This window comes from Pseudoflavonifractor capillosus (genome assembly GCF_016899775.1).
GTDB lineage: Bacteria > Bacillota > Clostridia > Oscillospirales > Oscillospiraceae > Lawsonibacter.
Genome location: NZ_JACJJE010000090.1, coordinates 1 through 8,161, shown reverse-complemented (window position 1 = coordinate 8,161; position 8,161 = coordinate 1). Strand labels below are relative to the sequence as shown.

At 39.8% G+C, this 8,161-nt stretch carries 8 protein-coding genes and 1 pseudogene; 4 read left to right on the top strand and 5 right to left on the bottom strand.

Annotated elements, in window-relative coordinates; all coding sequences use genetic code 11:
• Positions 1-292 precede the first annotated feature (292 nt).
• Positions 293-778, top strand: coding sequence for an RNA polymerase sigma factor (locus H6B31_RS15870; RefSeq protein WP_204899390.1), 486 nt, complete (start codon positions 293-295; stop codon positions 776-778).
• 217 nt (positions 779-995) lie between these two features.
• Here the strand turns inward: H6B31_RS15870 and H6B31_RS15865 are convergent, their stop codons facing one another.
• A complete protein-coding gene (locus H6B31_RS15865; protein WP_204899389.1) occupies positions 996-1,493 on the bottom strand; it encodes a hypothetical protein in 498 nt (165 codons plus the stop codon).
• 18 nt (positions 1,494-1,511) lie between these two features.
• Complete coding sequence (locus tag H6B31_RS15860) at positions 1,512-1,967, bottom strand: hypothetical protein (protein WP_204899388.1); 456 nt, start codon at positions 1,965-1,967, stop codon at positions 1,512-1,514.
• 200 nt (positions 1,968-2,167) lie between these two features.
• Here H6B31_RS15860 and H6B31_RS15855 point away from each other — a divergent pair, with 200 nt between their 5' ends.
• From H6B31_RS15855 to H6B31_RS15845, 3 genes and pseudogenes are all read left to right on the top strand, one after another.
• Positions 2,168-4,555, top strand: coding sequence for a transglycosylase domain-containing protein (locus tag H6B31_RS15855; protein ID WP_204899387.1), 2,388 nt, complete (start codon positions 2,168-2,170; stop codon positions 4,553-4,555).
• A 52-nt stretch (positions 4,556-4,607) separates the two neighbouring features.
• Positions 4,608-4,748, top strand: coding sequence for a hypothetical protein (locus H6B31_RS15850; RefSeq protein ID WP_204899386.1), 141 nt, complete (start codon positions 4,608-4,610; stop codon positions 4,746-4,748).
• 90 nt (positions 4,749-4,838) lie between these two features.
• Positions 4,839-6,078: pseudogene (locus tag H6B31_RS15845) on the top strand (IS256 family transposase).
• Between the two features lie 409 nt (positions 6,079-6,487).
• Here H6B31_RS15845 and H6B31_RS15840 read toward each other — a convergent pair.
• The 3 genes from H6B31_RS15840 to H6B31_RS15830 form a co-directional block, all read right to left on the bottom strand.
• Positions 6,488-6,928, bottom strand: coding sequence for a hypothetical protein (locus tag H6B31_RS15840; protein WP_204899385.1), 441 nt, complete (start codon positions 6,926-6,928; stop codon positions 6,488-6,490).
• 74 nt (positions 6,929-7,002) lie between these two features.
• On the bottom strand, positions 7,003-7,824 hold the full coding sequence (locus tag H6B31_RS15835) for a DUF4367 domain-containing protein (protein WP_204899384.1): 822 nt from the start codon (positions 7,822-7,824) through the stop codon (positions 7,003-7,005).
• On the bottom strand, positions 7,811-8,161 hold a 351-nt coding region (locus H6B31_RS15830; RefSeq protein ID WP_204899383.1), incomplete at its 5' end, for an RNA polymerase sigma factor. The genes H6B31_RS15830 and H6B31_RS15835, both read right to left, overlap by 14 nt.

Genomic DNA, 8,161 nt, shown 5'->3' with positions numbered 1-8,161 from the left:
TCGGCAATTCTTTTGCAGCCCACGTCCAATGTTATTTTGCCACCCCTACAATAGAGCGGTACCCCTTATGGAGCTACAGACTGGAATGCCGCACATATCTGTATAGGTGACTCATCATTTTTATTTATGAAACACTACGTCAGTGATTTGAACTAACGGTTGTGAAATTATTGTAGTTGAAATAATTTATCAAGCTTAATTTTGTTGTTCTTTCTTGTTTTGTTGCACTTTCTCGTTTTTTTGTCATATAGGGTAAATATTAAATTTGATGAAATGGAGAGGTGGTGCATAAATGACACAGTATGAAAAAGAGCAGTTTCTATTTAACTTATATGCGCAAGAAAAGAGACGTCTTGTTTCAATTGCTTTTCGATTGCTAAAAAATAAAAACGATATTGAGGATGTGGTACAGGATACTTTTATAATCGCTATTTCTAAGGCTGATGAGGTTGTCAAACATCCATGTCCATCAAAATGGTTAGTGCTTACTCTAAAAAATAGGATAAGGAATTTGAATCGAATTTACATAAAAGAGCAAAATCTTGTTTTTCCTTTGGAAAACCAAGAAATTGCCACGTTTGATTCTATATCTAAAGAGACTTTGATTTTGTTGCTAAAAAAATGTTTATCTAAGCAGTACTATGATATTTTCGTAGATTATTATTTCAAAGGAATTGACATTAAAAATATAGCGCTGGCCCACAATATAAGTCTTTCTGCATGTAAAATGAGACTTAAAAGATCGCGTGACCTAGTAAAATTCTTTTTAAACATGTAGAGTATTATAAGCATTTGTCCTAGAGACTATTTGTCTGTGATACTGGAGCTATTCTCAGTGATCTGTGATTGGAATGTGTAATTAGATATTAACGCTTTTGTATGCATGAAATATGTTATTAGAAGCTGTACAATAAAAAACTAAATCCGCCATCTGGACTTTTGTCCAAATGGCGGATTTAGTTTAGCAAAACTATATTGATTAGATTAATTCAAAATTATACCGATCTAGAGTAAGGGAAGAGATCAACCGAATAGGTTCCCTGATCATCTAATGTAATAGGATCATCAGGATTTGCATTTCTAATGATAATATAACCATATCTCCCAACATCATAAACGCCAAAGGAAAAGTTAGCTCTATATACCCCTCCATTTTTCGTGGCAGTTTCACTGTCAACCAATTCATCGTCGTCGTTATAAACCTCAATGATAAACGGCTTATTACACTGGGCAGAAGCTGAGCCATACCCTTCTAAGCCCAAGTCGAATAAATACGACGAATACGTGTAGTATTTACATGTAAACTGGTGCAATTCTGCCCACCAATCTTTATCTTGTACTTTATTAGGTCTAGTAGAGGCACGGGGGGAAGGCGTTTGAACATAAGAATTCTCCAAATCCAGCTGCTGTGTGTCAATAGGACTTGCGGCCGCATTTCCAATGGTTCCTAAAGCTAGAACAATGCCACAAACAAGGGCAAAAAATCGTTTCATAAATATACCTCCCGTTATTTATGCCCAACCGTTAGGTATTACATAGACAGAGTAATAGGCATCATCATCCAAGGTAATACTTGTATTACTATTTGTGTTTTTCAATACAATGTAGAAATACCGGTCAATAACTGTATAGTCTTCTTCGATAGATGCACGATAAGCAGAGTTTCGATAGGATGCGCGGTCAGATACCAAAAGTTCTCCATCTAGATTATATACTTCTAGCGTAAAAGGTTTATCGCATCTGGCATTAATTTCTGCATACCCATCAATTCCTAGGTCGAAATAATACGAAGAATAGGTTAAACTTTTACATGTCCATTGGTGATCTACAATGTACCAGGAATCCGGAGCAAGCGATGTGGGAATCGTAGATGCGCGCGTGTCAACGGCAGATGTGCTACCAATCATACCCATGAGGATACCAAATGAACAAACTACCGTAAGTAGCTTTCTAATTTTGTGTTTCATAAGACTCATACCCTCCTTAAGTAATTTAATTGCAGAAAGATCTTTCTATCTATATATTGTTCACGCAATATATGATTGTCACAAAGAGAAGATCTATTTTTTTTGTGACTTTTTGGCATGTAATTGACAAAATATAATTGGTAGATTATATAGAAACCCCAATCTATTATTGATCAAAAACTATAGCAGGAGATGTGTTTATGAATTATCGGCCTCCCAAAATGCTTTTGCTTAAAGTCTGTGGGACACTGTTTCTTATTGTACTGACTACATTTGTATTTTTTTGTTTTATCTTCTCCCTTTATATCAAAAATATTATACTACCTCAGGCCGAGATTTCACTTACTTCATTCTCACCAAAATTATCAACAACGTTATATTACAAAACCGATAGCGATTGGAATGAATATGAAAGATTATTTAGCTCAGAAAATAGAATTTGGATTGAATACAGTGAAATACCACAAGATCTTATTAATGCAACTGTTGCAATAGAAGACAAAAGATTTTGGACCCATCATGGTGTAGATTGGATACGAACAGTAAAGGGTGGAATTTCAATGTTTACCGGTGGACAAATAGAAGGAGGATCCACAATTACTCAACAATTGATAAAAAATATGACTCAAAAAGATGAAGTAACCGTAAAGAGAAAACTGTTGGAAATATTTAGAGCATTAAATTTGGAGCAAAAATATACGAAAGAAACGATTCTGGAATACTATCTTAATTACATTTATTTTGGACATCAAAATTATGGAATTGCTTCAGCGTCAAGCTATTACTTTGGAAAAGATGTGCGGGATCTAACGTTAGAAGAATGCGCAATTCTAATTAGTATCACCAACAATCCTTCTCTTTATGATCCATATACCCAAACAGATAATTTGTCAAACCGAGCACACTTAGTGTTAGATCTGCTATTAGAACAAGAACAAATTACTGAAAAAGAATATAATGAGGCCGTTGCTGCTTTGGAGAATATAGATACAATAATAACTTATGATCCTCAAACAAAAACGTCAGCATCAGATGGAATCTATTCTTGGTATACAGAAACAGTAATCACAGAGGTAATTCAGGACTTAATGGATTGCTATAATTATACAGAAAGAGTTGCGACAGACTTGGTATATTCAGGAGGCCTTTCAATATACACAAATGTAGATGCTGAGATTCAGACAATGGTTGATAATGTGTACCTGAAAGAAAGTTTATCCTTAAAATCTAAGTCTGGTCAAGAAATACAGTCAGCAATTGTAATAATTAATCCTGAAGGACGAGTAGTTGCTATTGCTGGGCAACTGGGGGAAAAGAAACAAAATCGCATATTCAATATGGCTACAAGCGCGCATCGCCAACCTGGCTCTAGTATAAAACCCTTATCAGTATATTCACCTGCTCTTGAAAAAAATCTTATTACATCATTTTCTACATATGACGACTATCCTATTATTAATGATGGTAATGTTTGGCCTCATAACGCATATGGCTATTATAACGGGATGACGTCAATAAAGGAGGCAGTTGCAACATCATCGAATGCTGTTGCTGTTAGAGTTTTAAACGATGTTGGAACAACAAATTCACATGCATTCATACAAAATAACTTTCATTTTTCAAATGCAAGTATACTTCCGGAAGATATAGGACTGGCCCAATTAGCTTTAGGGGGATTGACTAATGGAGTCACCCCTTGGGAAATGGCTGCCGCATATTCAGTTTTTCCAAGAGGAGGTGTATATATAGAACCTACAACATATAGTCAAGTGAAAGACTCGAACGGAAATGTTATTTTGGATAAATCAAATCGAACGAATGAATTGGCTATTTCAGATAAAACTGCTTGGTATATTAATGAACTTCTTGAGGAAGTCGTTCTAAATGGCACTGGAGTAGGTGCATCAATTGATGGGATAGTAACAGCAGGAAAAACAGGAACGACTGACAATAACTACGATAAATGGTTTGTAGGGTATACCCCATACTATACTGCTGCTGTTTGGGTTGGATATGAAACTCCAGAAAAGATTGCTAGCAGCACAAACCCGGCAATTCAATTGTGGAAGCAAGTAATGACGCCTGTACATGAGGGATTAGCAGAAAAAAACTATTTCACTCAGTTGGATACTACAACTGTTACAATTTGTAAGGATAGCGGGATGAAAGCTACTGAGGCCTGTGAGCTTGATCCCAGGGGATCACGACTAGAATATGTGATGTGTCCATCAGAAGATGTTCCATCAGAATACTGTAGCATACATGAAACCGTCAATGGCTGTGCTGATAATCCTGTTTTACTTGACGGGAGAATGGTTGAGGGACTATATTATGCAAATAATGAATTTTGTCCCAATCAAATTCAATTTTCTCTGCTAAATATTAACAGGGAAAACCTACCTAGTATTAGTAGCAAGGATTCAATATACACTATTCAGAACTGGAAAATGATGGGGGTTTGTACTTTGCACAATGATTCGGTTATATTTGAAAGTGGAGATAGTGCTGAAAGTGAGGAAGACGAAATGACAGACATTAACGAGAAGGGAGATATATCTAATGATCAGATTGATGAAATAGCTGATTAATTGATTTGATAAGAGGCCGGAAGTAGTTTAGTTGCAAATAAGGAACCTGGAAATGACATATCATGAGTATTTAATAGAACAGTATGAAGAAGCGTTATTTAAACTCTTGCTTTATGAGTTAGTATTGTATCAGGAACCAGTTAATTTAGGTGAAAAAAAGAGAGAAAATAATTTGGAAAAGAGTAATAGATAAATCCAAATTTATCTAAATTGAGTCCATCCCAAGCTTTGTATAAACCTCTAATGTGGTGTAGAATAGGAGCACCACATTGGAGGTTTTACTATGGCCAGAAAGAATCGCACCCCAGAAGAAAAGGCCCGGCGAGAGAAGAGCCGCAAACTGCTGCAGATGGCAAACATCAGCAGCATGGATGACATCCAGAACTTGTTTAAAGAAACCATTGCCGAGTTTATGGAGAACGGCTTAGAGGCGGAATTGGACGACGAGCTGGGTTACCGCAAGTACGACTACAAAAATAAGAACATAGACAACAGCCGCAACGGGCACAGTAGCAAGACGCTGCGCACCAGCTTTGGGGATGTAGAGGTTTCTGTGCCCCGGGACAGGAAGGAGGAATTTGAGCCACAGGTGCTGAAAAAGAACCAGACCAGTATCAGCCAGGACATTGAGGAAAAGATTCTGTCCATGTATGCCAAGGGGAATGACCACTGAAGATATTGAGGCACATGTCCAGGATATTTACGGGATTTCCGTCTCGGACAGCACAGTCAGCCGGATCACAGCCAAAATCCTGCCTGTGGCCCGGGAGTGGCAGCAGCGGCCGCTGGAGGCCATCTACGCAGTGGTATTTCTGGACGCGATTCACTACCATGTCCGCAACGAGGGACAGATTGTGAAGAAGGCGGTGTACATCGCTATAGGCATTGACCTGAACGGGCGCAAGGATGTGCTGGGCATGTGGGGCGGGGAGAACGAGAGTGCCAAGTTCTGGGCCACCGTACTCAATGGCCTGAAAAACCGGGGCATAGAGGACATTTTCATTGCCTGTACGGACAATTTGACCGGTTTTGTCGCGGCCATCCACGCCACTTTCCCCAAGGCCGAGCTCCAGAACTGCATCATCTACCAGCTGCGCAATTCCAGTAAGCATGTGTCTTACAAGGATCTGAAGGTCCTCATGGCCGACTTGAAGGCGGTCTATGCCACTGTGGACGAGCAGGCCGCCCTGGATGCCCTGGATACGTTCAGGGAGCGCTGGGATAAGAAATACCCCAAAATCTCTCAGTCCTGGCGGGATAACTAGGCCAACCTGAAAACCAATTTCAAGTATCCTCAAAAGGTACGCCGGCTCATCTACACTACCAACGCCATTGAGGGATTCAACCGCCAACTGCGGAAAGTAACTAAGGCCAAATCGGTGTTACCCACCGACGATAGTCTGCTGAAAATGCTGTACCTGGCCATGATAGACATTATCCCAAAATGGACTGGCCGCCGCCAGGACTGGAGCGTGATTCACGCCCAGATGGCAGTCTTCTTCGCTGAACGCATGCCTGAGTGATACTGCCGGACCGGGAAGTCAACAGTTGCAACGTCCTTGACTTCCCACCTTCCACACGTTATGCTGCATACAAGGCGGCCGACGCATAAGCTGCTGCCGCCCCATATAAATTTTGCTCTGTTCTCCACCCTTTATGGAGTTTACACAGAATTTTAGACACACTCTCTAAATTTAAAATATTTATCGTTTTTTCCATTAAAAAATTTTTGATAGACTGAAGCGTCGGTGCTGAAATAATTCAACACCGACGCTTTTGCTTGCTCTTCATTATATTACTATGAAATTCTGAGCAATGGATTCGAATGCACAGATAATTAGAGGACTCCAACCAGTTTGATAATTAAATCACGATTCGATGCGTCTAAATTATACAGGAATATTCCCTGTATGGATATATATCAGGCTTTACTTAATACTCCACAACAGCAGAATACGTTGTTAAAGCCTCAATAAGACTGTCACTGGTATCATAAACATCTGCAGAAAGTTTTATACGATAATCATAACCACTGGTGACGTACCAATTTTCTTTGAAAGACATACTCTTGCCGCTATCATCCCATTTCTTAACTGTAATCCAAGACGAACCCTGTTTTCTTTGCAGTTCAAGTGTTGCATCACATGTATATCCACTCCTTGCCTCAATTGTTCCACTGGAAGTTGCTAAGCCGGCATTTGAAATGTTTAACTCTGCATAAAACAATCTCATTCCTACATATCGTGCAGAAATAAATGAGCTATAACTTCCTAGAAATTGGGGTAATTCTGCTGCTGCAGTAGGAATGGTAAATGTAGCTAAACTGCAGACCAATACACCCGCTGTTAAAATGCTTTTTAATTGAGTTTTCATGTTTATAAGCCTCCTTTTGAACTTAGGTTCATTTAAGGAGACTACAAACAGTCTGAAATGCAACACAATATTAATTAACCATTCCAGTGTATTCCGTTTGCCAATTTGATCATGTCTGCTTCAGTTTGGTTTGTTGCAGAAATACAATATACACCTTGTCTCGAATCATCAATCCAAAATACAGTTAAATCGCTCCATATCTGCGGCATACTTAATTGTATTTGTTTAAGCATGTTTTCATTTTTAGTATATAATGTTGCCTTATGATTTTGAATTTCTATTTCTTTTGATGTAGTCCCCTCTGTATCAAAAGTATAGATTAAACTGGAATTATATGGTTTTATATCGATCATAATTTCACTATCTTCTGAGTTCACGTAAACTGCATGATCACTAGCTCCATCTTTAATGGTCCAGCCGGAAACGAGACTGTATCCCTCTGGTAACCATTCTAGTGCAATATTATATTGATACTTCAATCCAGGAACAGTTCCTGAAGAGGAGCGATGATCTTCCATTTGATTTCCTTCAAAACTGATTTGTGTCCGATCGTCCATCACTTGAATCAGCGCATTTAGTGTGGCTACTCTCACATCTTCCGAAAGAGCAAAAGCTGCTGTGAACATGACCCCTCCCAAGGCAGCGACCACAGCCACTCGTGTGAGCCATCGGGCTGCAGTCCGCCCGGTGGCTCGGAGTTGCTTTTGAGCAAAAGCAGCGCGAATCGTCTTCTCACAGCGCTTCTGCACATCCTTCGGCACCTCTGCGTTCGGATCTTTCTTCAGCTCCTCATTCAGCCGAAGGGCCTCTTCGCCTTCCGACTCCGCCACCCCTTCCATCAAAAGGGCAAACAGGGCGTCCTCATATTGTTCCCTCAAGCGTTCATGGTCTGTCATATCTTTTCCCCTCCTTCCGCATCAACTCCAAGGCCTTTCGTCTGGCCCGTGTCAGCCTCATCCGCACACTGGAAGGGCGGCATCCCAACAGTTGGCTGATCTTTTCATTATCATACCCCAGAATGTATTTCCCTTCAAGGACCAATCTCGTCTCAGCATCCAACTTAGGCCAGACTGTCTTCAAGAGTTCCATCTTTTCCTGAAAAATGAGCGTCTCATCCATCGACCGGCCGCTCTCAGCTTCTTGTGTCGTGAGATCATCTAAATTGACCAGCCGGTCCTTCTCCTCCTGCCACATCTTTAAGTAATCAATAGAGGTATTTCGTACTGTAGATAC